The 26648-nt window shown below is 69.2% G+C and carries 17 protein-coding genes; 6 read left to right on the top strand and 11 right to left on the bottom strand.

Going from position 1 to position 26648, the window contains the following annotated elements; genetic code table 11:
* The first annotated feature begins 82 nt into the window (after window positions 1–82).
* Entirely contained in the window at window positions 83–1012 is a 930-nt protein-coding gene (locus OP79_RS36585) for an ABC transporter permease (protein ID WP_033326542.1), read from the top strand.
* Complete coding sequence (locus OP79_RS36590; protein ID WP_051745187.1) at window positions 1005–1829, top strand: ABC transporter ATP-binding protein; 825 nt, start codon at window positions 1005–1007, stop codon at window positions 1827–1829. Before OP79_RS36585 ends, OP79_RS36590 begins: the two co-directional genes overlap by 8 nt.
* 13 nt (window positions 1830–1842) lie before the next feature.
* On the opposite strand, the gene OP79_RS36595 is transcribed toward OP79_RS36590, so the two are convergent.
* The 3 genes from OP79_RS36595 to OP79_RS36605 form a co-directional block, all read right to left on the bottom strand.
* Window positions 1843–2943 (bottom strand): glycosyltransferase, encoded by a 1101-nt coding sequence (locus tag OP79_RS36595; RefSeq protein WP_033326601.1) that lies wholly within the window; start codon window positions 2941–2943, stop codon window positions 1843–1845.
* Complete coding sequence (locus OP79_RS36600) at window positions 2940–5828, bottom strand: bifunctional glycosyltransferase/CDP-glycerol:glycerophosphate glycerophosphotransferase (protein WP_051745188.1); 2889 nt, start codon at window positions 5826–5828, stop codon at window positions 2940–2942. Before OP79_RS36600 ends, OP79_RS36595 begins: the two co-directional genes overlap by 4 nt.
* Before the next feature lie 105 nt (window positions 5829–5933).
* The gene (locus tag OP79_RS36605; protein WP_033326544.1) at window positions 5934–10874 is read right to left on the bottom strand and encodes an NAD-glutamate dehydrogenase; all 4941 of its coding nucleotides are present in this window, start codon (window positions 10872–10874) and stop codon (window positions 5934–5936) included.
* 818 nt (window positions 10875–11692) lie between these two features.
* On the opposite strand from OP79_RS36605, the gene OP79_RS36610 reads away from it, so the two are divergent.
* A complete protein-coding gene (locus OP79_RS36610; RefSeq protein WP_033326546.1) occupies window positions 11693–12259 on the top strand; it encodes a DJ-1/PfpI family protein in 567 nt (188 codons plus the stop codon).
* 79 nt (window positions 12260–12338) lie between these two features.
* Here the strand turns inward: OP79_RS36610 and OP79_RS36615 are convergent, their stop codons facing one another.
* Both OP79_RS36615 and OP79_RS36620 read right to left on the bottom strand, forming a co-directional pair.
* Window positions 12339–13004 (bottom strand): HAD family hydrolase, encoded by a 666-nt coding sequence (locus OP79_RS36615; protein ID WP_033326548.1) that lies wholly within the window; start codon window positions 13002–13004, stop codon window positions 12339–12341.
* Window positions 13005–13077: 73 nt separating this feature from the next.
* The gene (locus OP79_RS36620) at window positions 13078–13593 is read right to left on the bottom strand and encodes a DUF6912 family protein (protein WP_033326550.1); all 516 of its coding nucleotides are present in this window, start codon (window positions 13591–13593) and stop codon (window positions 13078–13080) included.
* Window positions 13594–13917: 324 nt separating this feature from the next.
* Between OP79_RS36620 and OP79_RS36625 the strand changes: the two genes are divergently transcribed.
* The gene (locus OP79_RS36625; RefSeq protein ID WP_033326552.1) at window positions 13918–14544 is read left to right on the top strand and encodes an Rv3235 family protein; all 627 of its coding nucleotides are present in this window, start codon (window positions 13918–13920) and stop codon (window positions 14542–14544) included.
* Between the two features lie 321 nt (window positions 14545–14865).
* Here OP79_RS36625 and secA read toward each other — a convergent pair whose 3' ends face one another.
* Complete coding sequence (gene secA, locus OP79_RS36630) at window positions 14866–17721, bottom strand: preprotein translocase subunit SecA (RefSeq protein WP_033326554.1); 2856 nt, start codon at window positions 17719–17721, stop codon at window positions 14866–14868.
* 243 nt (window positions 17722–17964) lie between these two features.
* Between secA and OP79_RS36635 the strand changes: the two genes are divergently transcribed.
* Together OP79_RS36635 and OP79_RS36640 are read left to right on the top strand one after the other, a co-directional pair.
* Window positions 17965–18543: a GNAT family N-acetyltransferase gene (locus OP79_RS36635; protein WP_033326556.1), complete on the top strand. Its 579-nt coding sequence runs from the start codon at window positions 17965–17967 to the stop codon at window positions 18541–18543.
* A 78-nt stretch (window positions 18544–18621) separates the two neighbouring features.
* Window positions 18622–19824: a winged helix-turn-helix domain-containing protein gene (locus OP79_RS36640; protein WP_033326558.1), complete on the top strand. Its 1203-nt coding sequence runs from the start codon at window positions 18622–18624 to the stop codon at window positions 19822–19824.
* 52 nt (window positions 19825–19876) lie between these two features.
* On the opposite strand, the gene OP79_RS36645 is transcribed toward OP79_RS36640, so the two are convergent.
* The 5 genes from OP79_RS36645 to mtrB all read right to left on the bottom strand — a co-directional run bounded on the left by OP79_RS36645 (window position 19877) and on the right by mtrB (window position 26647).
* Window positions 19877–20641, bottom strand: a complete 765-nt coding sequence (locus OP79_RS36645; RefSeq protein ID WP_033326560.1) for a response regulator — start codon at window positions 20639–20641, stop codon at window positions 19877–19879.
* 232 nt (window positions 20642–20873) lie between these two features.
* Window positions 20874–21566 (bottom strand): ribosome hibernation-promoting factor, HPF/YfiA family, encoded by a 693-nt coding sequence (gene hpf, locus OP79_RS36650; RefSeq protein ID WP_425428658.1) that lies wholly within the window; start codon window positions 21564–21566, stop codon window positions 20874–20876.
* 314 nt (window positions 21567–21880) lie between these two features.
* On the bottom strand, window positions 21881–22648 hold the full coding sequence (locus tag OP79_RS36655) for a ComF family protein (RefSeq protein WP_033326605.1): 768 nt from the start codon (window positions 22646–22648) through the stop codon (window positions 21881–21883).
* 71 nt (window positions 22649–22719) lie between these two features.
* Window positions 22720–24558 carry an LpqB family beta-propeller domain-containing protein gene (locus OP79_RS36660; RefSeq protein ID WP_033326563.1) on the bottom strand — a complete coding sequence of 613 codons (1839 nt, stop codon included), beginning with the start codon at window positions 24556–24558 and terminating at the stop codon, window positions 22720–22722.
* A complete protein-coding gene (gene mtrB, locus OP79_RS36665) occupies window positions 24548–26647 on the bottom strand; it encodes an MtrAB system histidine kinase MtrB (protein WP_033326565.1) in 2100 nt (699 codons plus the stop codon). Before mtrB ends, OP79_RS36660 begins: the two co-directional genes overlap by 11 nt.
* Between the last annotated feature and the right edge of the window lies 1 nt (window position 26648).

The following is a 26648-nucleotide window of genomic DNA, read 5'->3' on the forward strand; positions in this document are numbered from 1 at the left end:
TTGCGTTCCGACGTCGAATCGGCCTACGCTCACGTTGCGACGATACGGTCCCGTCCCGACGTAAACGCCAAAGGATGCCGATGTGAGTCAGGTCCTCGACACAGCGCCTCCGGCGCCGACCCACCCCGACGCCCCGCCCGACGACGACCCCGCGGCACTCGCCGCCCGCTACGGCCTGACGGTCAGCGGCGCCCGCCCCTCGCTGCCCGCGTACGTCCGCGAGCTGTGGGCGCGGCGGCACTTCATCACGGCGTTCGCGACGGCCAGGCTCACCGCGCAGTACAGCCAGGCGAAGCTCGGGCAGGTCTGGCAGGTGGCGACGCCGTTGCTGAACGCGGCGGTCTACTACTTCATCTTCGGCGTCCTGATGGGCACCAAGCACGGTGTACCGGACTATGTCCCGTTCCTGGTCACGGGCGTGTTCGTGTGGACGTTCACGCAGAGTTCGATCATGGCGGGCACGCGGGCGATCTCCGGCAGCCTCGGCCTGGTCAGGGCGCTGCACTTCCCGCGAGCCGCGCTGCCGGTGTCGTACGCGCTGCAACAGCTTCAGCAGTTGCTGTTCTCGATGGCGGCGCTGGTCGTGATCCTGCTCTGCTTCGGGGTGCCGGTCGCGGCGTCGTGGCTGTTGGCGGTCCCGGCTCTGGCACTTCAGTTCGTGTTCAACGCGGGCGTGGCGATGATCATGGCGCGGCTGGGGGCGAAGACGCCGGACATCGCGCAGCTGATGCCGTTCGTGCTGCGGACCTGGATGTACGTCTCGGGTGTGATGTGGAGCATCGACAGGGTGCTCAGCGCTCACCAGGACATGCCGCACGTCGTACTGCTCGCGCTGGAGTGCAATCCGGCCACGGTCTACATCGACCTCATGCGGTTCGCACTGATCGACAGCTTCCACGCGAGCCAGTTGCCGCACCACGCGTGGCCGCTCGCGATCGGCTGGGCGCTGCTCGCGGGCGTCGGCGGCTTCATCTACTTCTGGAAGGCCGAGGAGACGTACGGACGTGGCTGAGCAAGCAGAGAACCCAAAGCGCACTGAGCGCGCTGAGCACAACGAGAAGATCCCCACCGTCATCGCCGACCGCGTCGACATCGTCTACCGGGTCAACGGCACCGGCGCCGGCCGCGGCTCCGCGACCGCCGCGCTCAACCGCATCGTGCGCGGCAGGAAGGCCGAGCAGGCGGCGGGCGTACGCAAGGTGCACGCCGTGAAGAGCGTGTCCTTCACCGCGTACAAGGGCGAGGCCATCGGCCTGATCGGCACGAACGGGTCCGGCAAGTCGACCCTGCTCAAGGCGGTCGCGGGGCTGCTGCCCGTGGAGAGCGGCCGTATCTTCACGCACGGCCAGCCCTCCCTCCTCGGTGTGAACGCGGCCCTGATGAACGATCTGACCGGCGAGCGCAACGTCCACCTCGGCGGGCTCGCCATGGGCATGAGCCGCGAGCAGGTCCGCGAGCGCTACCAGGAGATCGTCGAGTTCTCCGGCATCAATGAGAAGGGCGACTTCATCACGCTGCCCATGCGGACGTACTCCTCCGGCATGGCTGCCCGCCTGCGGTTTTCCATCGCCGCCGCCAAGGACCACGACGTGCTGATGATCGATGAGGCGCTCGCGACCGGCGACCGCTCCTTCCAGAAGCGCTCCGAGACTCGGATCCGTGAGTTGCGCAAGCACGCGGGCACGGTGTTCCTGGTCAGCCACAACAACAAGTCCATCCGGGATACGTGCGACCGGGTGCTGTGGCTCGAACGGGGGGAGCTCCGGATGGACGGGCCGACCGGCGAAGTCCTCGCGGCATACGAGGAGTTCACCGGCGGAAGGCGTTGACGGACGGACCTCCTCAGCGCTCCAGGAAAGCGAACAGTTCCTCCCAACGCCGTACGACCTCATCCGTCCCGTATCGCTGGATGTTCGCCCTCGCCGCATCCCCCATCCGGTCCCGCAGCTCCTTGTCCGACATCAACGTGTCCAGCCTGCGGGCCAGTTCGCCCGTGTTGCCGAGCGCCGCGAGCAAACCGTCCTCCCCGTCCCGGACGATCTCGCGTACCCCGGGCGCGCAGTCGAAGGCGGCGCACGGCAGGCCCGTCGCCATCGCCTCCATCAGGGCGAGCGGGAAACCCTCCCCCCGCGACGACTGGACGAAGACCGAGCCGCCGCGCAACGCGCCCGGCACATCACCCGTACTCCCCATCCACTCCACGGAGTTGTCGAGTCCCAGTGCCGTGCACTGCTTCTTCAGGAGCTCCTCGTCCTCCCCGGAACCGTAGATCCGCAAGGTCCAGCCGGGGTGGTGCGGGGCGACCTCGGACCAGGTGTCGAGGAGCATGTCGATGCCCTTCTGATCGTGCAGGCGGCCCATGCTGACGACCACGTTCGCGGTGCGCGGCGAGGGGACGTCGGGCATGAAGGGCAGTGGATTCGGCATGTACGAGGCGTTGTTGAGGCCCTGGCCGATCCACAGGTCGGCGTCCTCGCGGGTCAGGGTCAGCAGGCGGTCGACGTCGCGGTAGTGCTTGAGCACGCGCCGGAAGCGTCCGGCCGCCTTGGAGTACGCGTACGACTCGTGGCTCATGCCGATGACGGTCAGGCCGCGTGTGTCGGCCAGTTCCACCCACTCCATGGCCCACACCTGCGTGACGATCACGACCGCACCGGGCCGCGCCGCCCGGAACAGCACCGTCAGCCGGGCGGCCTGCTCGCGCATGCTCGCCCGGCGGGCACGACCGGGGCGGGGCGGCCGTCCGGAGTACAACGTCGTGGTCGGATACGGGAGTTCGCCCAGCTCCTGCTCGACCTCGGCCGGAGCGATGCCGACGACGTGCACGCGATGCCCGCGCCCGGTGAACAGCCGGGCCATCTGGTGCGACCAACTCGTCACTCCGCCCAGCTCGTTGACACTGTTGGAGACGAAGAAGACGTCCCGCTCCGGATACCCGCTCACGCGCGCCTCCACTGGGAGAAGAACTGCTCGACGACGCTCCGCGCCGCGTCCCCCTTGTCGTACTCGCCGAAGTCCGCGACGAACCGCTCCCGCGCCGCCGCGTACTTGACCACCTGCTTCTCCAACGAGCCGAGGACAGCGTGCAGTTCGTCCTCGGTGCGCACGACGGGTCCGGGTGCCCGTTCCAGCAGGTCGAAGTAGGTCCCGCGGCCCTCGTACACGTACTCCTCGTAGTCGTACACGAAGAAGAACATCGGCCGGTCGAGAAGGGCGTAGTCGAACATCACGGACGAGTAGTCGGTGATCAGGCCGTCGGCGAGCGCCAGGAGCGGTGTCACGTCGTGATGCGCCGATACGTCGATGACGCGGCCCCGCACGGACGGCGGGAGCACCACGTGGTCGAGGTAGTGCGAGCGGACGAGGAGGACGTAGCGGTCACCGAAGGTGTCCGCGAAGCGCTCCACGTCGAAGGGCAGCTCGAAGCGGCCCTTCCCGCGCCCGCGGAAGGTGGGCGCGTACAGCAGGACCCTCCTGTCCTCCGGGATACCCAACTCGGCGGCCAGCGGCGGTCGTTCGGTGGACCGGCGGGCCCGTACGAGCGCGTCGTTGCGCGGATAGCCCACCCTCAGCAGCGTCTTCTCCTTGAGGCGGAAGGCGCGGGCGAGCGTGCGGACGTCGTGCTCGGAGCGGATCAGGAAGCGGTCGAAACGGTCCAGCGTGCGCTGCTGCTCCTCTTGCCGACGACGGGACTTGAGCTTCCACTCGGGTTCGTCGAAGCCCATCCGCTTGAGCGCCGAGCCGTGCCAGGTCTGGATGTACGTGGTCCGGGGCCGCTTGGTGAGCTTCAGCGGATAGCTCTGGTTGTCGATCCAGAACTCGGCCCGGGCCAGCGCCTTGAGGTAGGGCCCCGACCAGCGGCGTACGAGAGTGGCATCGGACGGAAAGCCCACCGGGCTGCCGCTGTACGACCACACCGCCTCGAACTCCAGGCCCTGGCGCCGCATTTCCTCGTAGATCGCCCGCGGGCTGTCGCTGTACTGCCGGCCCAGGTGGCTCTCGAAGACGACCAGGCCCCTCTTCACGGGCAGTCGGCTGAACACCTCGTGGTAGAGCCGGATCTTGGTGTCGCCGGAGGTCAGCTTCCTGCGCACCGCCTTCGCCTTCCGGTACCCGGACTTGGCGAGCCGGCCCGGCGGCCCCTGTACCCCGCGCGCGACGAAGGCGTCCACCTGCTCGTGGGACACGAGCCGGAAGCAGAGATGGCCACGCGCGGAGATCTCGGGCTCGATGTGGTGGGCGGCCAGCCGGGTGAGCCGGGGCCGGACGGGCAACTGCCCGGTGGCCAGGCCGGGTTCGGAGGCGGTGAGCCGGGTCGTGGTGCGGGTGCCGTCGACGTCGAGATGCAGGCGTACGTCCCATACGGCGTCCACGATGCCCAGCGGACGCAGCCGCCGTGCGAGGTCCGCCGAGGCCTCCCAGGCGATGGTCTCGCCCTCGTGCCGCAGGGTGGCCACCGGGAAGCGGAAGGTCTGGAGGCGCAGGCTCTTGCGGCGGGCGTAGAACTCCAGCTCGCCGCTGAGCCGCGCGCCGGGCGGGACGATGCCGAGCGGGTTGGTGATGCGCCCGGCCAGCCGGACCGTGCCGGCTGCTTCCGCGTAACCGGTCAGGGCGTTGCGCAGGAACATCTTCTCGACGGGCTTGGTGTGGTAGCCGAGTTCGGTGACGTCCAGGACCTGCCGCCCGAAGCCGTCGCCGTCTCCGTCGAGGTCTCCGTCGAGATGACCGGCGTCGCACCAGTAGATCCGCCCGTCGCGTTGGAGGAGCGGCGAGGAGATCTTGTCGCGGTTGGTGAGCGTGTCCACGGCCGGGAGGAGGTGGTCCCAGTCGCTCCCCCGCAGCAGATGGGCGCAGATGGCGTGGATGGGGTCCACCTCGTCGAAGGCGGCGCGGTCGATCGAGTCGAGGTAGTCGCGGGTGATCGCGGCGAACTCGTGGCGGTAGGCGGCGTCACGGAACGGCAGTTCACGCAGGTGCAGCACCAGATCGTGCTTGAGGAACTTGACGTCCTTGTGGAACTTCAACTCCAACAGGCCCTGTTCTGCGAGCAGTTGGTCGACCCGGCGGTGAATCTCCATCCGCTGTGCGAAGTTGGCGATCTCGTCGCGCCGGTTGCTGATCGACTTCGTGGCGGCCTTCTCGACGACGTTCCAGTCATAGACCCGGTTCGGGATCAGGGTGATGCGGCGGGCGGCGGCGTACGCCTGCGCCGAGAAGAGCAGGTCTTCGTAGTGGATGCCGACAGGGAAGCGCAGGTCCCGGTCCAGCAGGAACTGTCTGCGGTAGCACTTGTTCGTCGACAGGGTGTCGAAGACCAGCAGGTCGGGCAGCTCGGCGATCGACTCGAGGGTGCGGGTGCGCTCGTACAGCCAGGGATACCACTTGACCTCCTTGCGGCTGCGCGAGTCCACATGCACTCGGACGCACAGTCCGGAGACGAGGTCGGCGCCGGTGGTCCCGGCCGCTTCCAGGAGGTTCCGGCAGGCGTTGCGCTCCAGTACGTCGTCGCTGTCGAGGAAGACGACGTACGTACCGCGCGCCTGCTCGATGCCGTGGTTGCGCGGCGCCCCGCAGCCGCCGCTGTTCTCCGGGAGCCGGTAGGCGCGTACGCGAGCGGGATGCTCGGTGGCCAGCCGCCGGGCCACCTCGTACGAGCCGTCCGTGCTGCGGTCGTCCACGATCACGACCTCGACGCCGCGCAGCGTCTGCGCCAGCACGGACTGGACGGCCGTCGGCAGGCGGGACTCGTCGTTGTAGACGATGACGACGACGGTGATGTCGGGCACGGCGGCGGTGGAGTCGGGCGGCCGGGACGGATCCACGTTCATCCCATGAATCCTAAATGTCCCGGTCGCCCCCGTCCGCGTACATACCGCCGTACGTACCGGCGCGCGTACCGACGTTCCTACCGCCTACCGCCTACCGCCTACCGCCTACGAATGCGTACGCAACAACGTCCGCATCGTCCGCATCGCCACCGACAGGTTCGCCAGGTCGAAGGCCTCGGAGCCCTGGATCTCCTCCAGGGTCGTACGGGCCCGGCCCAGGATCGCCGCGTTCTTCTGCTCCCAGGCCTTGAACCGCTGCTCCGGTGTGGCCGCGCCGTTTCCGCAGGCGAGGACGTCGGAGGTGAGCGCCGCGTGGGCCGCGTACAGGTCCTCGCGGATGGAGGCGCGGGCCATGGACTGCCAGCGGTCCGCGCGCGGGAGCTCGATGATGCGGTCCATGAGCTGGGTGATGCGGAGGCGGTCGGCGAGGTCGTAGTACACCTCGGCGACGGCCATCGGGTCCTTGCCGGTGCGGTCGGCCACCGCGACGACGTCGAGCGCCGGGAAGGCCGCGGAGAACCCGGCGACGCGCTGGGCGAGCTCGTCCGGGACACCGGCGTCCGACAGCTCGTCGTAGATCCGCTGGTACCACTCCAGGTCCGCGCCGCGCAGCATGTTGGGCAGCTCGGCCCAGACCCGTGCGACCCCCTCGCTGAAGAAGTCGATCGTCTCGGCGAGCTCGAGCGGCTGCGGCCGGTTGTTGAGCAGCCAGCGGGTGCCGCGCTCGACGAGACGGCGGGAGTGCAGTCGGATACGGGTCTGGACGGCCGCCTCGACCCTGTTGTCGAGCGCCTCGACCTCGTCCCACACCTCGCTCAGCCCGAAGATCGCGCGGGCCGCGGTCTGCGCCCGGACGATCTCCTCGAGGGAGGCTCCGGTCTCCTCGCGCAGTCGGTGCAGGAAGCTCGTACCGCCCGTGTTGACCGTGTCGTTGACCAGCACCGTCGTGGTGATCTCGCGGCGCAGCGGGTGGTTGTCGATCTGCCCGATGAACTGCTCGCGCAGCGCGGTCGGGAAGTACGCGTGCAGCAGATTCTGCAGGTACGGGTCGTCGGGAAGCGAGGTGCGCAGCAGCTCGTCGGCGACCGTGATCTTCGTGTACGCGAGGAGGACGGCCGTCTCCGGCTGGGTCAGACCGTGCCCGGTGTTGAGGCGCTCACGGATCTGTCGCTCGGTGGGCATGAACTCCAGGGCCCGGTCGAGGTGCCCGGCGCGCACCAGGTGGCGCAGATAGCGGTGCTGGGCGTGGAGCATGTCCGGGGACTGGGCCTGTGCGTTGGAGAGCGCGACGTTCTGCGCGTAGTTGTTGCGCAGGACCAGCCCGCCGACCTCGTCGGTCATCTCGGCGAGCAGCTTGTTGCGCTGCTTGACGGTCATGTCGCCGTCCGCGACGACCGTGTTGAGCAGGATCTTGATGTTCACCTCGTGGTCGGAGGTGTCCACGCCCGCGCTGTTGTCGATGGCATCGGTGTTGACCTTGCCGCCGGCTTGCGCGAACTCGATCCGGCCGAGCTGGGTCAGGCCCAGGTTGCCGCCCTCGCCGACGACCTTGACCCTGAGGTCGGCGCCGTCCACGCGGATCGCGTCGTTGGCCTTGTCGCCGACGTCCGCGTGCGTCTCGGTCGACGCCTTCACATACGTACCGATGCCGCCGTTCCACAGCAGGTCGACCGGTGCCTTGAGGATGGCCCGCATCAGATCGGCCGGGGTCATCTTGGCGACGCCGCCCTCGATGCCGAGAGCCCTGCGGATGTGGCTGTTGAGCGGGATGGCCTTGGCGGTACGCGGGAAGATGCCGCCGCCCTGCGACAGCAGCTCCTTGTTGTAGTCGGCCCAGGAGCTGCGCGGCAGCTCGAAGAGGCGGCGGCGCTCGGCGTACGAGGTGGCCGCGTCCGGGTTCGGGTCGATGACGATGTGCCGGTGGTCGAAGGCGGCGACCAGGCGGATGTGCTCGGACAGCAGCATGCCGTTGCCGAACACGTCGCCGGACATGTCGCCGACGCCGACGACGGTGAACTCGTCGGTCTGGGTGTTCACGCCCAGCTCCCGGAAGTGCCGCTTCACGGACTCCCAGGCGCCGCGGGCGGTGATGCCCATCTTCTTGTGGTCGTAGCCGGCGCTGCCGCCCGAGGCGAAGGCGTCGCCGAGCCAGAAGTTGTAGCTCTGCGCGACCTCGTTGGCGATGTCCGAGAAGGTCGCGGTGCCCTTGTCGGCGGCGACGACGAGGTAGGTGTCGTCCTCGTCGTGCCGTACGACGTCGGCGGGCGGTACGACCTCACCGGCCACCATGTTGTCGGTGATGTCGAGCAGCGCCGAGATGAAGGTCTTGTAGCTGCGGATGCCTTCGGCCAGCCAGGCGTCGCGGTCCACGGACGGGTCCGGCAGCTGCTTGGCGACGAAGCCGCCCTTCGCGCCGACCGGCACGATGACGGTGTTCTTGACCATCTGCGCCTTGACCAGGCCGAGGATCTCCGTCCGGAAGTCCTCACGGCGGTCGGACCAGCGCAGACCGCCGCGCGCGACCTTGCCGAACCGCAGGTGGACGCCCTCGACACGAGGTGAGTACACCCAGATCTCGTACGCCGGACGCGGCGCCGGAAGGTCGGGGATGGCCGTCGGGTCGAACTTCATGGAGACGTACTCGTGCGGCTTGGCGCCCGCCGCCTCCTGGAAGAAGTTGGTGCGCAGGGTCGCCTTGATGACGGTCAGGAACGACCGCAGGATCCGGTCCTCGTCGAGGGAGGCAACCTGGTCGAGGGCGGCGTCCAGCTCCTCGAGGAGGGCGTCGGTCAGTTCCGTACCCGCCCGCTGGCGGTCCGGGGACATCCGCGCCTCGAAGAGGGAGACGAGCAGCCGGGTGGTGTGGACGTTGTTGCGGAGGGTGTCCTCCATGTAGTCCTGGCTGAAGGTGGAGCCGGCCTGGCGCAGGTACTTCGCGTACGCGCGCAGCACCATGGCCTGCCGCCAGCTCAGGCCGGCGCTCAGGACGAGCGAGTTGAAGCCGTCGTTCTCGGCCTGCCCCGTCCAGGTCGCCGAGAAGGCGTCCTGGAAGCGCTCGCGGGCGTCGTCGGCGAGATAGTCGCCGCTGCCCTTGGTGGGGGGCACGCGCAGGCCGAAGTCGTAGATCCAGGCGGAGGTACGGTCCGAGCAGCGCAGCTCGTACGGGCGCTCGTCGGTGACCTCGACGCCGAGCCGGGTGAGGACCGGCAGTACGGCGGAGAGGGAGACCGGCGCTCCGGTGCGGTAGATCTTGAAGCGGCGCTCGCCGGGCGCGGCGCCCACCGGCTCGTACAGGCTGAGCGCGAAGTCCTTGCCGTCGCCGAGCTGCTCCAGGTTCACCAGGTCGGCGACCGCCGCGCGCGGGTTGTGGTCGGCCTTGTAGCCCTCGGGGATGGCGTTCCCGTACCGGCGCAGCAGTTCGGCCGCGCGCTCCTCGCCGCACTCGGCGTTCAGCGCCTCGGCGAAACCGTCGGCCCAGGAGCGGGCGGCCTCGACGAGCCGGGCCTCGATGCGCTCCTTGTCGGCGTCGGACAGCTCCGGCAGCTCGGTGCCCTGCGGGACGCGGACCACGAAGTGCAGCCGGGACAGGATCGACTCGGTGTTCCAGGCTGTGAAGTCGACGCTGGTGCCGCCGAGTTCCTCCTTCAGGAGGTCGATGATCCGCAGGCGTACGGCGGTGGTGTAGCGGTCGCGCGGCAGGTAGACGAGGGCCGAGTAGTAGCGGCCGTACTCGTCCTGGCGCAGGTAGAGGCGGAGCCGGCGGCGCTCCTGCAGGTAGAGGACGGAGGTGACGATGGAGCGCAGCTCGTCGACCGGGGTCTGGAACAGCTCGTCGCGGGGGTACGTCTCCAGGATCTGCAGCAGATCGCGCCCGTCGTGGCTGTTGGGCGAGAAGCCCGCGCCCTTGAGGACCTCCTGGACCTTGCGACGGATGACCGGCACGCGGCGTACGGACTCGGTGTACGCGGCGGAGGAGAAGAGCCCGAGGAAGCGCCGCTCACCGATGACGTTCCCGTTCCCGTCGAACCTCTTCACGCCGATGTAGTCGAGGTAGGACGGCCGGTGCACGGTGGAGCGGCTGTTGGCCTTGGTGAGGATGAGGAGCTTGTGCTCGCGGGCCTTGGCGCGCGCGTCGGCGGGGAGCCGGCTGAAGGAGTGCGAGTGGCCGTGGGCGTCGTCGCCGCTGTGGTGCGGGTCGGCACGCAGAATGCCGAGGCCGGTGCCGGGTACGGCGGCGAGGGAGTCGTCCTCCGTCAGTTCGTACTCGCGGTAGCCGAGGAAGGTGAAGTGGTCGGCGGCCAGCCAGCGCAGCAGCTCGCGGGCCTCCTCGACGTCCTGGTCGCGCAGATCGTCGGCGGTGGGCTCGGCCGGCAGGTCGTCGGCGATGCGCAGCGCGGCATCCCGCATCTTCTCCCAGTCCTCGACGGCCTCGCGGGTGTCGGACAGCACGCGCAGCAGGTCGGCGGTGATCTGCTTCAGGTCGGCGCGGTCGGTCTCGCGGTCGATCTCGACGTGGATCCAGGACTCGATGTGGGCGTCGTGCGGCAGGTCCTCGGCGGCGGGCCGGGTGGGCTGCACCTCGATGAGCTTGCCGGTGACATCGCGCCGTACGACGAACTGGGGGTGGATGACGACGTGAATGCCGCGACCCTGCCGTGACAGCTCGTTGGTCACGGAGTCGACGAGGAAGGGCATGTCGTCGGTGACCACCTCGACGACGGAGTGGCTGCAGGTCCAGCCGTTCTCCTCGACGGTCGGGGTGTGGACCCGCACATTGGCCGTGCCCTGGGGGCGGTTCTCGGCCAGTCGGTAGTGGGAGAAGGCGGCTCCGAAGACATCGACCGGGTCACGGTCGGTGAGGTCCTCCGGGGCGGTGTGCAGGTAGTAGCGCTGGAGGAACGTGAGCACGGTGGCGTGGTCCGGGGTGTCGGAGGTGCCCTCGTCCTTCGTCCCGGTCGGTAGATGCACCCCGGCCGGGCTGTTCTCAGCTACCCGGGCGGCCCGTTCGAGCAGCTCGGCCTTGGCTTCGTCCAGCTTGGTCTGCATTGTCCTCTGGCTCCTGTCGCGCGCCGTTGCGTGACGCCGAAAAACGTGAAGTGACGTAGCGCCGCGACGCGGGGTGTCCGGTCTGGTTCGACGCTATGCCGCGATGAGAGAGGGGCGGGGCGTTATCGGCCATTTTCGGCACCGCCGGAGACTGTGAGACTGCTCTCGGTGACCCGTACCGCCCGCGAAGACCAGCGACCGCCCGGCCACGGATGTCGTCCGTGCGGTCCGGGCGCAAAGCGGGAAGACAGACGCTCCCGCGACATATCGCGCTGATCACGTGACAAGGCTATCGCCCCGCACGGGGGCTCCGTCATGAGCCGCATGTGTACAAAAGAGGGGGTGGGATTTTGACAGTCTGCACAGTGCGCGGGGCTACGAAGCCCCAGCCGCGTCTCCGGCGGCGGTGAGCGGCCTTGGCAATGTCCGCGCCGTTACCACGCCCCTGGGGAGGCCGCAGGCCTTCCTTTAGGGGCGCGGGGCTGTATCGATTTGCGGCTCCGCCGTGATGGGGCCCCGCTCGCTCATGGGGGTCCCCCGCTCGAGCGAAGCCGAGAGTGGGGAGGAGCCGAGAGTGGGGAGCGACCAGCCCCCACCGGCCCGCACTTCAATCACCGCACCTCCAGCGGAGCGTCCCGGTGGCGCGAGAAGTCGTGCGGCTTGAGGGTTGGGAGTAAGAACCCACCCGTCCACACATCCGCAGCCGAGCACCCGAGTCCCTCAGCTCAACGCAAACCCCAGCGCGCAGCCCCCTTGGCAAAGCCCCGACGTGGAGGCACGTTGGGCGGGACGGATCCCGGCGAAGGGAGCGGAGCGACATGAGTGCGAAGATCCTGATCGTCACCGGAGACGCCGCGGAGTCACTGGAGGTCCTGTACCCCTACCAGCGCCTGCGCGAAGAGGGCTACGAAGTCCACATCGCCGCCCCTGCCCGCAAGCAACTCCGCCTCGTCGTCCACGACTTCGAGCCCGGCTTCGACACGTACACGGAGAAGCCCGGCTACACCTGGCCCGCCGACCTGGCCTTCTCGGAGGTCGACCCCGGCCAGTACGTGGCCCTGGTGATCCCCGGCGGCCGGGCACCCGAGTACCTCCGCAACGACCCCGAACTCCGCAAGATCCTGAAGTCCTTCTTCGACACGGACAAACCCGTCGCCCAGATCTGCCATGGTCCCCTGCTGACCGCGGCGATCGACGGCCTGAGGGGTCGCCGCGTCACGGCGTACCCGGCGCTGGAGCTGGACATGCAGGCCGCGGGCGCCACCTTCCAGGACGCCGAGGTCGTCGTCGACGGCACCCTCGTCTCGTCGCGCGTCTGGCCGGATCACTCCAGCTGGATGCGGGAGTTCCTCACGGTGCTACGGGCGAAGGCTCCTGTGACCTGACCTCGGCTTCGGCTTCGGCTTCGGCTGACCTGACTTCGACGGGGCGTACGTCACGGGTCCATCACCCTCGTACGCCCCCTCAGGCCGCCAACCGCTCAGCCTCCACGACCGCTTCCTCCAGGCTGTCCACGACAGGGACCCCTACCGCTTCGAGGCTGGCCCGGCTGTGCGAGCCCCCGGTGTAGAGCACGGCCCGAGCCCCCACGTGCCGGGCCGCGATCGCGTCGTCCGCCGCGTCGCCGATCACGACCGTACGAGCGGGCTCGACGCCGGTCAGCGCCCCCACATGTCGCACCATGTGCTCGGCCTTGCTGCCGCCGGACGGCCCGGTGCGCCCGTCGACCCGTATGAAGTGCGGCTCGATCCCGAAGTCCCGTACCAGCGGGACGAGTTCGTCATGCCCGTACATACTCAGCAGTGACTGGCTGCCCCCGGCCGAAGCCCACTCGGCGAGCAGCCCCGGAACTCCGTCGGTGAGCCCGCAGCCGATCCGGTGCTCCGTGTAGTACCGGTGGAAGGTCTCGTCCATGACCGCCCACTCCGCGTCCGTGGGCAGTCGGCCCATCAGCCGCTCGTAGAACCGCGGCACCGGCACGCAGTACAGCTCCCGGTACTGCTCCAGCGTGATCGGCTTCAGCCCCAGCTCGGCGAACGCCGCGTTCGTCGCCCCGATGATGGCCGCGTTGTCGTGGAACAGGGTCCCGTTCCAGTCCCACACGATGTGCGCTGCTCTGTGCTTCCCCATGCCAAAGAACGTACCCGCCCACACTGACAACGCCGCCGCCATTTCTTCACCGGCGGCCTCGGCTCAGCCCTCTTCAGTCCCCGAGCCCCACCAGGTTCGGGATCTCCTGCGTGGCGAACCACAGCAGCTCGTGGTCCTCGGCCCCGTCCACGACGAACTGCGCGTCGTCGTCACCCGTGTCCGCCGCGCCCAGCGCGTCCGCCGCCGCCGTGACATCCGTCTCGGCCTCGCCCGAGTCGACGTGCACGGCCGCGGCCTTGGTCAGCGGCACGGGCCCGTCGACCCGCACCTCTCCGAGCGAGCCGGGGTCGAGTCCACGATCGGGATCGGCGACCGCGGCCCCCTCCGGAACGTCGACGGCGACGACCACGCGTCGCCGCACGGCCCCCGGGTCGAGCGCGAGCAGCCGCAGCGAGGCGAGCGCGGCCCGGCTCAGCGCCGCGTACTCCAGCTCCTCGATGTCGTCGGACAGATACCACTCGCGCAACGCGGGCGTGACGGCGTACGCGACGAAGGGCCCGGCCCCGAGCTCGCCCGTCTTGTACGCCTCGGCGAGACCGGAGAGGGTCAGGGGGACGTAGACGCGCATGGCTGGCCGCTTTCGTAGTCGGAGCGCTCCGAGGAGGGCTGTCCCGCACCTCCGGAAGGACCTTCAGGATACGTGCGAGAGGTCCCCTTTCGAGTCCGGGCAACCCCCTCGCACGACGTCAACCACAAGGCCGGGGTCTCACCCGGTACACCCCAGCCCTGCCATGGATCTCGCAGGCCCTCGTCACCCTGATAGGTGAAGATTCCGGTCCCCACGGCGCGCAGCCGACGTCCTTGCAGTCGCCCGCTCCGGCCCCGTACAAGATCCCCAACAGCAAAGTTACCGCCCGGTATCGACTCGGGCCCAGTGAGCGGGGACAGCGCCATGAACAAGGTGATGACCAGGACGAAGCGCAACCCCGGCACCCGCCCACCCGGCCGCCACGACACCCGCCGCCCCGCCGGAACCACCCCACGCACGATCCCGGGCAGGGAGACACCGGGCAGCTCGCCGCGGGGCGAGAACGGTGAGAACAGGGACAGCGCCACCGGCACGGGGCCCGGCGGGAGCACCGCGAGCACCTACCGGACCATGCCCGGCGGCAACCCGCCCCGGACGGCGGGCCCTCGCCACAGGGCGCCTGCTCGAAGCCCGCTCAGGACACCGCCGCAGCCTCGTCCCACCGACCTCTTCGCCGACCTCCTGCTCGCGGTGCTGAGCGGGCAGCGTCCCGTTCACAGCATGCTCCGGCACACGGCAGGCCGCGCGTACGACGAACTGGCCTGGCTCGCCGAACGCGGCCCCCTCCGCACCCGCGGCACCCGCCCGGTCGTCCGTGACGTCGGCTACGAGGTCCCCCGCCCGGGCGCCATCGAGGCCTTCGCCCGTATCGGCGCGGGCGACCAGCTCCGCGCGATGGCCTTCCGCCTGGAGAAGGGCCACGACCTCCGCTGGCGCTGCACAGCAGTGGAACTGGGCGGCACCCGCATGCCACGCACGGACGACAACTGAGCCGTACGACACGGACAGCCGCCGCGGCCAACAGACCCAGCGCGCCTGAGCGGACTTGCCGAAGTCCGGTGTGGCCCCGCGCCCCTAAGGAGGCCGCAGGCCTTCTAGGGGCGTGGGGCGGTGACATATGCGGCTCCGCCGCGCGGGCGCGACCAGCGCCCCCTTAGGGGCGCGGGGAACTGCGCGACCAGCCACAACGCAACCCGCAGCTTCAAACCGAGCCCCCCGACACCCAACAGCCCGAAGGGCCAGGCACCCCAAGGTGCCCGGCCCTTCAAAGCCAACCCCCGCTAAACCGGCGAAACCCAGCGGAGCGAACCGTCACTTCTTGCGGCGCCGGCCGCCCTTCTGCTGCTTGCGGCGCTCCGCGCGCGTGAGGCCGTCCGACTCGGAGCGCGCCGGCTCCTCGTCGCTGGTGAAGTCGCCCTCGACGACACCGCCCTCGCCGTCCACGGTCGGCGCGGAGAAGTGCAGCCGGTCCGGCCGCTGCGGGGCATCGAGGCCCTTGGCGCGGATCTCCGGACGCGCACCCGCGGGCACGGCGTCCTCCTTCTTGTCGAGCGACGGCCGCGCGTCCTCGACCGGAACCTCCTCGACCTGCTGCTCGACCTGGACCTCCAGGTTGAACAGGTAGCCGACGGACTCCTCCTTGATGCCGTCCATCATGGCGGTGAACATGTCGAAGCCCTCGCGCTGGTACTCGACCAGCGGGTCCTTCTGGGCCATCGCTCGCAGGCCGATGCCCTCCTGGAGGTAGTCCATCTCGTAGAGGTGCTCACGCCACTTGCGGTCCAGGACCGACAGCACGACCCGGCGCTCCAGCTCCCGCATGATCTCGGAGCCGAGCTGCGCCTCACGCGCCTCGTACTGCTCGTGGATGTCTTCCTTGATGGACTCGGAGATGAACTCGGCGGTGAGACCCGCGCGGTCGCCTGCCGTCTCCTCGAGCTCCTCGATGGTGACCTTCACCGGGTAGAGCTGCTTGAAGGCGCCCCACAGCCGGTCCAGGTCCCACTCCTCGGAGAAGCCCTCGGCTGTCTCGGCGTCGATGTACGCGTCGATCGTGTCGTCCATGAAGTGCTGGATCTGCTCCTGCAGATCCTCGCCCTCCAGGACGCGGCGCCGCTCTCCGTAGATGACCTCGCGCTGCCGGTTGAGAACCTCGTCGTACTTGAGGACGTTCTTCCGGGTCTCGAAGTTCTGCTGCTCGACCTGCGACTGGGCGGAGGCGATCGCGCGCGTGACCATCTTGTTCTCGATCGGCACGTCGTCCGGAACGTTCGCCATCGACATCACGCGCTCGACCATCTGGGCCTTGAACAGCCGCATCAGGTCATCGCCCAGGGAGAGGTAGAAGCGGGACTCACCGGGGTCGCCCTGACGGCCGGAACGGCCGCGCAGCTGGTTGTCGATACGGCGCGACTCGTGCCGCTCGGTGCCAAGGACGTAGAGGCCGCCGAGGTCCGTGACCTCCTCGAACTCGGCCCGCACCGCCTTTTCGGCCCTCTCCAGGGCGGCGGGCAGCGCCGCGGCCCACTCCTCGATGTGCTCCTCGGGGTCGAGGCCGCGCTGGCGCAGCTCCGCCTCGGCGAGGTCTTCGGGGTTGCCGCCGAGCTTGATGTCCGTACCTCGTCCGGCCATGTTCGTGGCGACGGTGACGGCGCCCCTGCGGCCGGCCTGGGCGACGATCGTCGCCTCACGGTCGTGCTGCTTCGCGTTCAGCACTTCGTGCTGGATGCCGCGCTTGCTGAGCTGCTGCGAGAGGTACTCGGACTTCTCGACCGAGGTGGTGCCGACGAGGATCGGCTGGCCCTTCTCGTGCTTCTCGGCGATGTCGTCGACGACCGCGTCGAACTTGGCGACCTCGGTGCGGTAGATCAGGTCCGACTGGTCGTTGCGGATCATCGGCTTGTTGGTCGGGATCGGCACGACACCGAGCTTGTAGATCTGGTGGAACTCGGCGGCCTCGGTCATCGCCGTACCGGTCATGCCGCAGAGCTTGTCGTAGAGGCGGAAGAAGTTCTGCAGGGTGATCGTGGCGAGCGTCTGGTTCTCGTCCTTGATGTCCACCCCTTCCTTCGCCTCGATCGCCTGGTGCATGCCCTCGTTGTAGCGGCGGCCGGCGAGGATACGGCCGGTGTGCTCGTCGACGATCATGACTTCGCCGTCGATGACGACGTAGTCCTTGTCCTTCTTGAAGAGCTCCTTGGCCTTGATGGCGTTGTTCAGGTAGCCCACCAGCGGGGTGTTCACCGACTCGTAGAGGTTGTCGATGCCCAGCCAGTCCTCGACCTTGGTGACGCCGGACTCGTGGATGGCGACGGTGCGCTTCTTCTCGTCGACCTCGTAGTCCCCGGTCTCCTCGATGCCCTTGAGGGTGTTGCCCGCCTCGCCCCTCTTCAGGCGCGTGACCAGCTTGGCGAAGTCGCCGTACCACTTGGTGGCCTGGTCGGCCGGGCCGGAGATGATCAGCGGCGTACGCGCCTCGTCGACGAGGATGGAGTCGACCTCGTCGACGATCGCGAAGTTGTGGCCCCGCTGCACCAGTTCGTCCTTCGACCACGCCATGTTGTCGCGCAGGTAGTCAAAACCGAACTCGTTGTTCGTGCCGTACGTGATGTCGCAGTTGTACTGTTCGCGGCGCTGGGCCGGCGTCATGTTGGCCAGGATGCAGCCGACGTCCAGGCCGAGGAACTTGTGGACGCGGCCCATCATCTCGGAGTCGCGCTCGGCCAGGTAGTCGTTGACCGTGATGAGGTGGACGCCCCGGCCGGACAGCGCGTTCAGATACGCGGGCAGGGTGCCGACCAGGGTCTTGCCCTCACCGGTCTTCATCTCGGCGACGTAGCCCATGTGCAGGGCGGCGCCGCCCATGATCTGGACGTCGTAGTGCCGCTGGCCCAGCACGCGCTTGGCGGCCTCGCGGACGGTCGCGAACGCCTCGGGGAGCAGGTCGTCGAGAGCCTTCGTCACGACCGCGTCGTGCTTCGACTCGTCGGGCTCGTCGGCGAGGGCCTCGGCGATCCGCTCCTTGTATTCGTCCGTGAGGGCCCGCAGCTCGGCGTCGGAGAGGTCGACGAAGTCCTCTTCGATGGAGTTGACCTGGTCCGCGATGCGGTGCAGTTTGCGCAGGATCTTGCCTTCGCCTGCACGCATGATCTTCGAGAGGACGGACACGGGGGTTTGTCTCCTTGCCGGTCGGGCCGGACGGTCGGGTTCAACAACAGTTTCAAATCACAGCTTGAGCAACGGCCATCGTAAGCGAGGACCCCACCGCGCCGGGAGGTCTGCCCGTGACAGCCACTAGGACAACGGACGGGAGTTGCCGAAGGTGCCGCGCCCGCAGAGCGAAAAGTAACCGAGCCCTCACTCAGGGCAAAAGTGATGGCTTCCTCGGGGCAGGCCGAGCAGAATCGGGCAATGGACCCCGTAACGCTGACCTCCGAGCGGCTCCTTCTGCGCCCGGTGGGCCCGCACGACACCGACGCCGTGTACGACGCCTGCCAGGACCCCGACATCCAGCGCTGGACCACGATCCCCTCCCCCTATCTGCGGGAGCACGCGGCAGGCTTCACGGAGCAGATGGTGCCCGACGGCTGGGCGGACTCCTCGACGTTCACGTTCGGCGTCTTCCTGCCGGCCTCCGGCGATCTCGCCGGCATGATCGGAATCACGATGCGCTCCCTCGGCGTCGGCGAGATCGGCTTCTGGGCGACGAAGGAACACCGGGGCAACGGTTACACCACCGAAGCCGCGGTCACCACGTCCCGCTGGGTCTTCACAGACACGACGATCGACCGCGTCGAGTGGCGGGCCGAGGTCGGCAACACGGGTTCGCGCGCGGTGGCCGAACGCGCCGGCTTCAGCATCGAGGGCGTCCTTCGCTCCGGCATCAACAACAAGGGCGTACGCCGCGATTGCTGGGTCGGCTCCCTGCTCCCGTCCGACCTGGGGCTGCCGTCGACAGCGCCGTACCTGCCGGCTCCACAACGGGACTGAAGCCCGGCACCTGGCACTTCTGGGGCGATATCCACAGGTCAGGCCCGACTGTCAGTGGCACCGCCTATCGTGCGGACCATGACGAGTCTCCCTCGCCCCACCGCCGGACTCTCCGCAGACGAGGCCCGCCGTATCGCCCTGCGCGCCCAGGGATTCCTCGGCGCCCCCGACCGCAAGGCCGGCGTGCGCGGCGTGCTGCGGCATCTGGGAGCGGTCCAGCTCGACACGATCTCGGTCCTCGCCCGCTCCCACGAACTCATCCCGTACGCCCGCCTCGGCGCCGTCGACCGCAAGACGGTGGACAAGGCGTACTGGACCACTGCATCTCCTGGCACGTCTCCGGCACGACCTCATGCCTTCGAGTACTGGTCGCACGCCGCCTGCATCCTCCCCATCGAGGAGTGGCCCCACTTCGCCTTCCGCCGCCGCGCCTACCGCGCCCGCCCGCACTGGAACCACGAGCTCCCGGACGGCACGTACGACCAGGTCATCAAGCAGCTGAGAGCGGAAGGCCCCCTTACGGCCACCGAGTTGGGCGGCGCGAAGAAGACCAGCGAGTGGTGGGACTGGTCGGGCACGAAGGTCGCCGTCGAGCGCGCACTGATGTACGGCGAGGTGGTGTGCGTCGAGCGCCGCGGCTGGAAGCGGGTGTACGACCTCGCCGAGCGCGCCGTCCCGGAGTCGCTGCTCCATGACGAGTTGGACGACGCGGAGTGCCTGCGCCGTCTGGTCCGGCTCGCGGGCCAGGCGCTGGGCGTCGGCACGCGCGCGGACATCGCCGACTACCACCGCCTCAGGGGCGACCAGGTCGACGCGGTGATAGCGGACTCCGGACTGGTCCCGGTGACCGTCGAGAGCTGGGGCAAGCCCGCCTGGGCCGATCCGGCGGCCCTGGAGACCACGCCGCGCGGCCGCCACCGTACGACGCTGCTGTCCCCGTTCGACTCGCTGATCTGGGAGCGGGCCCGCACAGAGCGGATCTTCGGCTTCACCCACCGCCTGGAGGCCTACGTCCCCAAGCCAAAGCGGGTGTACGGCTACTTCGCGATGCCGGTCCTCGCCGGCGGCCATCTCGTCGGGCGCCTGGACCCCGCCCGCGAGGGCCGGACACTGGTGGCCAAGCAGACGACCCTCAACGGCCCCAAGGCGGTTCCCGCGGTGGCCCAGGCCCTGATCGAGGCCGCGAGCTGGGTGGACTGCACGGACGTACGTGTGGAACGGGTGGATGCCCCTGAGCTGCGCGAACCGCTGACGCGAGAGCTGGCCCGCGCACTGTCCTGACGGCAACTGCTGTACCGCGCCGCTTCGGAGCGGCGCGGCCGACGCGGCGGGCTCAACGGATCTCGAGGATCTTCTCCCGCATCGCGTACACCACGGCCTCCATCCTGGAGTGCAGCTGCAGCTTCTCCAGGATGTTGCGTACATGGTTCTTCACGGTGTTCTCGGAGATGAACAACTCCTTGGCGATGTCCCGGTTGTTCATCCCCGTGGCCACCAGCTTGAGGACCTCCAGCTCACGGTCGGTGAGCCGGGGTGCCGGCACCAGACGCCGCTCGTCGGTGCGCTGGATCATCGACTTGAACTCGGTGAGCAGCTTGGACGCCATCGAGGGGCTGATCTGCGACTGCCCGTCGGCGACGGCACGAATGGCCGTGGCCACCTCGTCCGTGGAGATCTCCTTGAGGAGATAGCCGGTCGCGCCCGCCTTGATCGCGTCGTAGAGGTCGGCCTCCTCATCGCTGATCGTCAGCATGATGATCTTCGCGCTGGGGGCCACCTCCTTGATGGACGTGCACGCCTCGATACCGCCGCGCTTGGGCATGCGTACGTCCATCAGCACGATGTCGGGCAGCAGGTCGGCGGCCTTGTCGACCGCCTCGGCTCCGTCACCCGCCTCCCCGATGACCTGGATGTCCTCCTCGGCGGCGAGCACGATCTCCAGGCCGCGACGGAAAAGGGCATGGTCGTCCACGACAAGGACCCGGATCGGCTCCTTGCGTGGGGGGCCCGCATTCGGGCCGGGGCCCGCGTCCGGGCCCATGCCGACGACGCCGTCGCCGGCATCTTCGTTCCGCACCGGTCCGAAGCTGTCCGCCATCGTTCCTCCCCCTGAAGGCCGTGGCCTTTTGTTCCTGTGCCATCGCCAACCCAAGGCAACGGCCCACCGGTTGGGGCCCGGTGCGGCCATGATTTCATGCCCGGACGACAGTGCGGTGACGTAGCGGGGCGTGAGGGGTCGTACACCGGTGCCCCTGGGGGGCGCACGCGCACCCCAGGGGCACCGGCTGGGGCTCCCCCGGCCGAAGGCTGGGGGAGCTCATCGGGCAAGGTCAGCCGCCGAGCGATCCGCCCGTCGAGGGCTTGTGCGCCTGGGCGACCATCGGGTCCGTACTGAGGTGGATGACGCCGTAGTCGTATGCGTGCCGCCGGTAGACGACACTCGGTTCCTTGGTCTCGGAGTCGACGAAAAGATAGAAGTCGTGCCCGACCAGCTCCATCTCGTAGAGAGCCTGGTCGAGGGTCATCGGAGAGGCGACGTGAGTCTTCTCGCGCACAACGAGGGGGCCTTCGCCCTTCACCTCGAGGGAGCCGATCTTCTTGGTCGGCACTGCGTCGGGCTCTTCCTCGTGGACGGCGTTGCCGTTCCCGTTCAGTGTCGCCACACCCGGAACGTGGTCGGGGACCTCAGCTGCCGTGAGCCGACGGGCACCACGGCGCGTGTAGCGCTTGTCGTGCTGCTTGCGCAGCCGGGCTTCCAGCTTGTCCGCCGCCAGGTCGAGCGCCGCATATGCATCGCTGGCCGCTGCCTCCGCCCGGATCACCGGGCCGCGGGAGTGCAGCGTGATCTCCACTCGGTCGGACCGGTCGGCCTGTCGCGGGTTGGGCTCCTTGGACACCTCGACGTCGAGGCTGATCACCTTGGCATCGAGCTTCTGGATCTTCTCCAGCTTCAGCTTCTCGGCCACGTGCTTGCGGAACCGCTCTGGCACCTCGGTCTTGCGGCCCTTGACGACGATGTCCACGCAGAACTCCGTTCCCGGATCGCTCCGCATCGGTGCGGAGCAACTCCCTTTTTTGCACCAGGCTCCGGCAAGCCCCAGAGCCTCGGACTTGATGACTCCACCTCCTCCTCCCCCAGGGGCAAGATCTCCACCCCACCTCCGCGGGTGATTGCAGAAACCCGCAGCATGGCAATCCGATATACGAGGGACAGCACCCGCCATTCCCTCACAACCGAACATATCTCGCCCGGACGGATGTCGTCACCCTCTACGGCGGTGTACCTCCATTCCAGCGAATTGAACCTCTCACTACCTGCAACGACACAACTTCCCAGTCAGTTCCGGATTATTTCGAAAGATGCCGGAGACGCCGCGACCACAGCCGCACTGATCATGCTTCCGGTGCTGTTCGGATCGCCCATTCCGGCGATCGCTTGTGGCCGGTCCCCCACTTCCGCAAAAGCCGCGCGCAGCGCCCGCGCCGCCTCCGCCAAGGACGCCCCCGTCGTCATCAGGTCGTCGACGAGTACGGCCCGGCCGCCTTCGGCCAGCAGCCGGGCGCCCCCGGCTGCCACCTCCAGGGCGCCGGCCAGATTGTCCAGCCGCTGCCGGGAGTTGAGCCCCGACTGGTCGGCCACGGCACGCCGCTGCCGCAGCACGGCGAGCACCCGGGCCGACGTCCCCGCGCGCCGCAGCTCACCCGCCGCCGCGAGCGCGATCCGCCGCGCCGGGTCGTGCCCCCGCGCCCGCACCGCCCGCCGCGCGGAGGGCACGGGAACGAGCAGCACAGGCGCCCCGGACCCACCACCGGACGCGAGCCCCGCCCGCACCGCACCCGCGAGCGCCACTCCCAGCGGCCCTGCGAGCATCAGCGCACCCCGTTCCTTGTGGGCGAGGAGCGCCGCCCGCACCTCGTCCTCGTACGGAGCCGCCGCGTGCGCCACAGGCAAACCCGGCGGCTCGGGCACCGGTCGCACCCGGCGCGGCGCGGCCCCCATCAAGGAGGCACGGCACTCCGGGCAGAGCACCGTACGAGGCCTCCCGCAGCCTCCGCACTCGGCCGGCAGCACCAGGTCGGTGAGGTCCTGCCACCACCCGCGCATGCCCACCACTGTGCCAACGCCTGAGCCGTCCGGCCATCCCTGTGGATATCTCCCTGTGGACAACTCCGGGGCTACCCCGGATAGACCGGCGCCGTCCCCGTCTTGACCACCTTCTGCCACTGCGCACCGGACGAAAGCTGCACAATCCCGTCCTCCGAGTGCGCCACCAGCGGCAGCCCCTCGTCCTCGGAGGCGGCGATCTCCTCCACACCCGTGAGCGCGGCAGGCGGCGCCCCGACCGGAGTGGAGCCGTCGACCTGGACGTACCGGATCTGCTGCACGCCGCCCTCCTCCTGGCCGACCACGACCAGGCGGCTGTCTCCGGCCCAGGACATGGCCGTGACTTCCTCCAGCTGCGGTGCGACCGAACGCGGTTCGTGGATCGTGACGACAGGCCGCCCGTCCGAGCCGTTCTGCCGCTCGATCCGACCCATGAGCAGCGAGGTCTTGCCTTCCTTCTCCACTATCAACGCGATCCGCACGCCGTCGGCGGCCACCCGCACCGCCTCGATCCGCCCCTCGACCCCGGGAGCCTTGACCTCCAGCGGCTCGCCCCCGCCCTCCTCCAGCAGGAGCAGCCGGGAGTTCTTCGGATCGCGGTCGGCCACCCACAGGTCGCCGCCCGCATCCCAACTGGGCGTTGTCAGCCCGTCGTTCTCCGCCTTGGACTTGCTCTGCAGCACGGGATCCCCGAGCGAAGCACCGGACGCGAGCGACCCCACGTACAGCGAGCGCCCGTCCAGCGACACCCCAGCCGCGCTCTCCTCGTTCCGCGAGACCGCCGCCGTCCGCAGCGCCGTGTCGCCCGCGCCGAGCGCTCCGGGCACCGGCTCGGCCTGCTGTTTGATGCCGGCGGGTATCCGTACGAGCCGCTTCTCGCCGTCGATGAAGTACTCGTACTGGACACGCTGTCCTGTGCCGTGCGAGGCGATGATCTCGGCCTCGCCCTCCTTGATCGCGCACAGCTGTGAGCCGTCCGGGCGCTGCAGTTCGACCTCGTTGATGCCCGTGGGTGTCAGGTCCTTCAGGGTGAAGATGAGCTGGGCCGCCATCTCGGCGCACTGGGTCTGCCCGACGCCCTCGGCCTTCTTGTTCAGCGGCACCGTCAGCCTGTTCTGGTCGTCGGGCGTGAGCGTCTTGACGCCCTTCTTCAGTGCCGTACCGGTGGGGAAGCGTGACCTGACGACCGGCTTGAGCCAGCTGGTGGGTCCGTTCAGAAGTGCCTTGACCATCTGTGTCACGGGGTCGACCTGCTGGCGCACATAGACGGGATCGGCCACGGTCCCGAGCCGGTCGGCGGTCGGCGAGTTCGACGCGAAGTAGTACTTGTTGACGGAGACGTAGCGGCGCTGGAAGTCGGAGTTGCCGAGCACCACGCCCTGCGGCAGGCGGTCGATGCGCCACTGCTTGCTGCCGTCCGCCCCCTTCTGCTCCGTGAGGTGCACCCTCTTCTTGTACGGGCCCTCGGCCGGCTCGTACGCGAACTGCTCGTCCACCTCGGCGACCTTGTCACCGGTCAGCGCGTACGCGTAGTCGCCGGTAACCTCCCTGCTGCCGCTGTGCTCGGCCAGTGCGGTCGGCCCGTCCGCGAGCACCGTGGTCGAGCGCTCGGGCTGCCAGTTCTTCGAAGCCTCTTCAGTGAGGTACTTGCGCGCCGTGTCGAACTCCGGCTCGTCGCTGGTCAGCGCCTCCAGGAAGCCCTGCACGATCTCCTCGGGCGGGGCGTTCTCCCGCGGCGGCATCGCGAAGACCCGGACCTGCGCATCCGGCCGCTGCGAAGCCTCGACGTCGCGCAGATCCCCGCTGTCCGGCATCGAGGCGCACCCGGCCAGCAGCACGGCTCCACAGCCGACGTACGCCATCACCCGCATTGGGCGCCGTCGGCCGCCGAGATCGCGGTCAGCGCCCACGAGATCCCTCCCCTTGCTTCAACTGATCAGGCCCCTCGCCGGTTCCCGCGCCACCCCCGGACGACGCCTCCCCGGGCTCTTCGCGCTCCCCGGACTCCACGGGCGCCGTAGCCACCGCACGCGCCTCCGCTGCGGGCCGCGGCACCACCCGCGCACCGTTGCCGGGCAGCGCCGCCGGATCCACCCCGCCGGCCAGCCGCGGGGCCACCGGCGCCCGCGGCGGCATCGGCGGTACACCGTGCTCGCCGTGCGGCTGCGCCGGCACCGTGGCGAGTTTCTGCGTGCCGCCGAGGGGCAGCCCCGCGTCGTTCAGCCCGCGGTTGCGCCGCGAGTCCCTGGGCTCCAGGGGTATCGGCGAGCCCCGAAGCGGCTCGTCCGCGGTCCGCGGCAGCGTCAGCCGGAACTGCGAGCCGCCGCCCGGCTCGCCCCAAGCCTGCAGCCAGCCGCCGTGCAGCCGCGCGTCCTCCAGGGCGATGGACAGCCCAAGGCCCGTACCACCGGTGGTACGCGCGCGTGCCGGGTCGGCCCGCCAGAAGCGGCTGAACACGCGGGTCGCCTCGCCGGGCTTGAGCCCCACTCCGTAGTCGCGCACCGCGACCGCGACCGCGCCGCCCGCTGCGGCGAGCCTGACCACCACATCTTTGCCCTCGCCGTGCTCCACGGCGTTGACGACGAGGTTCCGCAGCACCCGCTCCACGCGCCGCGCGTCGGCTTCGGCGACCACCGGCTGATGATCGCCGACGACCTTGATCTGCGTGCCTTTGCGCTCGGCGAGCGGCTCGGCCCCGCTCACCACCCGGCGTACGACCTCGCGCAGGTCTATCGGCTCGGCCTCCAGGGCCGCCGCGCCCGCGTCGAACCGGCTGATCTCCAGCAGATCGGCGAGCAGGGTCTCGAACCGGTCCAGCTGGTCTGCGAGCAGCTCGGCCGACCGCGCGGTCACCGGATCGAAGTCCACGCGCGCGTCATGGATGACATCGGCGGCCATCCGTACGGTCGTCAGCGGCGTACGCAGCTCGTGCGACACATCGGACACGAACCGCCGCTGCATCCGCGACAGGTCCTCCAGCTGCTGGATCTTCAACTGAAGGTTCTGCGCCATCTTGTTGAAGGCCTCACCGAGCCGCGCGATGTCGTCCTCGCCTGTGACCTTCATACGTTCCTGAAGGCGCCCGGCGGACAGCCGCTCGGCGATCCCCGCGGCCATCCGTACGGGCGTGACGACCTGCCGCACCACGAGCCAGGCGATCGCGCCCAGCAGCACCACGACGAACAGTCCGGCCGTCGCGAGCGTCCCCTTGACGAGGCTGAGCGACTTCTCCTCCTGCGTGAGCGGGAAGAGGTAGTACAGCTGGTACGGGTTGTCGTTCGGGTCGTTCACCTGCTTGCCGATGACCAGCCCCGGCTGGGAGTCCTGGCCGTTCTTGTAGACGATGCGGGTGTAGCTCTGGGCCGGGAGCATGCTCTCGTCGAGGTGGCGGCGCAGATCCTCCGGCACACTCGTCGCCGGATCGACGCCGCCCGACGAACGGGGCCCACGCCCACCGCTGTCCGCGCCGGCGACCGTGCTGGAGGAGCTGAGCGTGACCACGTCGAAGGCGCCCTGTCCGCCACTGGAGAGGGACTCCACGAGGTCGCTCAGCCACGCGCTGATGTTCTGGACGGGCCGCTCGTCCGTGCTCGAACCGTCGTCGCCCCCAGCGCTCGCAGCCGCGTCCGCCCGCTGCTCGGCCACGCCGAACCCACCGGTGGCCTGGCTCTCCGAAGCCCTCACCTTGGCGTCCAGCAGGCCGTTGCGCACCTGCCCGATGACGACGAAGCCGAGCAACAGAACGACGCCCAGCGACATCAGCAGCGTCGTGACGACGACCTTGAGCTGGATGTTGCGCCGCCACAGCCGCATGACGGGCAGCAGCGGACGGCGCACCCAGCGCATGAACAGCCGCAGGACGGGGCTGCCCTGGACCCCGCCCTGCAGCAGCCAGCCCTCGCTGAACCGAGCCCAGAAGGAGCTCGCCGTCTTCCGGCCGACAGGCCGCGAACGGCTGCCCGGCTGACCGGGCGCCGAAGCGGCACTGTCCCGGGACACG

Source organism: Streptomyces yerevanensis (genome assembly GCF_000716805.1).
GTDB classification, from domain to species: domain Bacteria; phylum Actinomycetota; class Actinomycetes; order Streptomycetales; family Streptomycetaceae; genus Streptomyces; species Streptomyces flaveus.

What these genes read in the sequence shown, in the direction of transcription:
- OP79_RS36640 (WP_033326558.1), top strand. Translation starts at nt 18,622, where the DNA reads ATGACGAGTCTCCCTCGCCCCACCGCCGGACTCTCCGCAGACGAGGCC.
- OP79_RS36625 (WP_033326552.1), top strand. Translation starts at nt 13,918, where the DNA reads ATGAACAAGGTGATGACCAGGACGAAGCGCAACCCCGGCACCCGCCCA.
- OP79_RS36620 (WP_033326550.1), bottom strand. Translation starts at nt 13,593, where the DNA reads ATGCGCGTCTACGTCCCCCTGACCCTCTCCGGTCTCGCCGAGGCGTAC.
- OP79_RS36600 (WP_051745188.1), bottom strand. Translation starts at nt 5,828, where the DNA reads ATGAACGTGGATCCGTCCCGGCCGCCCGACTCCACCGCCGCCGTGCCC.
- OP79_RS36635 (WP_033326556.1), top strand. Translation starts at nt 17,965, where the DNA reads ATGGACCCCGTAACGCTGACCTCCGAGCGGCTCCTTCTGCGCCCGGTG.
- OP79_RS36610 (WP_033326546.1), top strand. Translation starts at nt 11,693, where the DNA reads ATGAGTGCGAAGATCCTGATCGTCACCGGAGACGCCGCGGAGTCACTG.
- OP79_RS36615 (WP_033326548.1), bottom strand. Translation starts at nt 13,004, where the DNA reads ATGGGGAAGCACAGAGCAGCGCACATCGTGTGGGACTGGAACGGGACC.
- OP79_RS36645 (WP_033326560.1), bottom strand. Translation starts at nt 20,641, where the DNA reads ATGGCGGACAGCTTCGGACCGGTGCGGAACGAAGATGCCGGCGACGGC.
- OP79_RS36605 (WP_033326544.1), bottom strand. Translation starts at nt 10,874, where the DNA reads ATGCAGACCAAGCTGGACGAAGCCAAGGCCGAGCTGCTCGAACGGGCC.
- OP79_RS36655 (WP_033326605.1), bottom strand. Translation starts at nt 22,648, where the DNA reads ATGCGCGGGTGGTGGCAGGACCTCACCGACCTGGTGCTGCCGGCCGAG.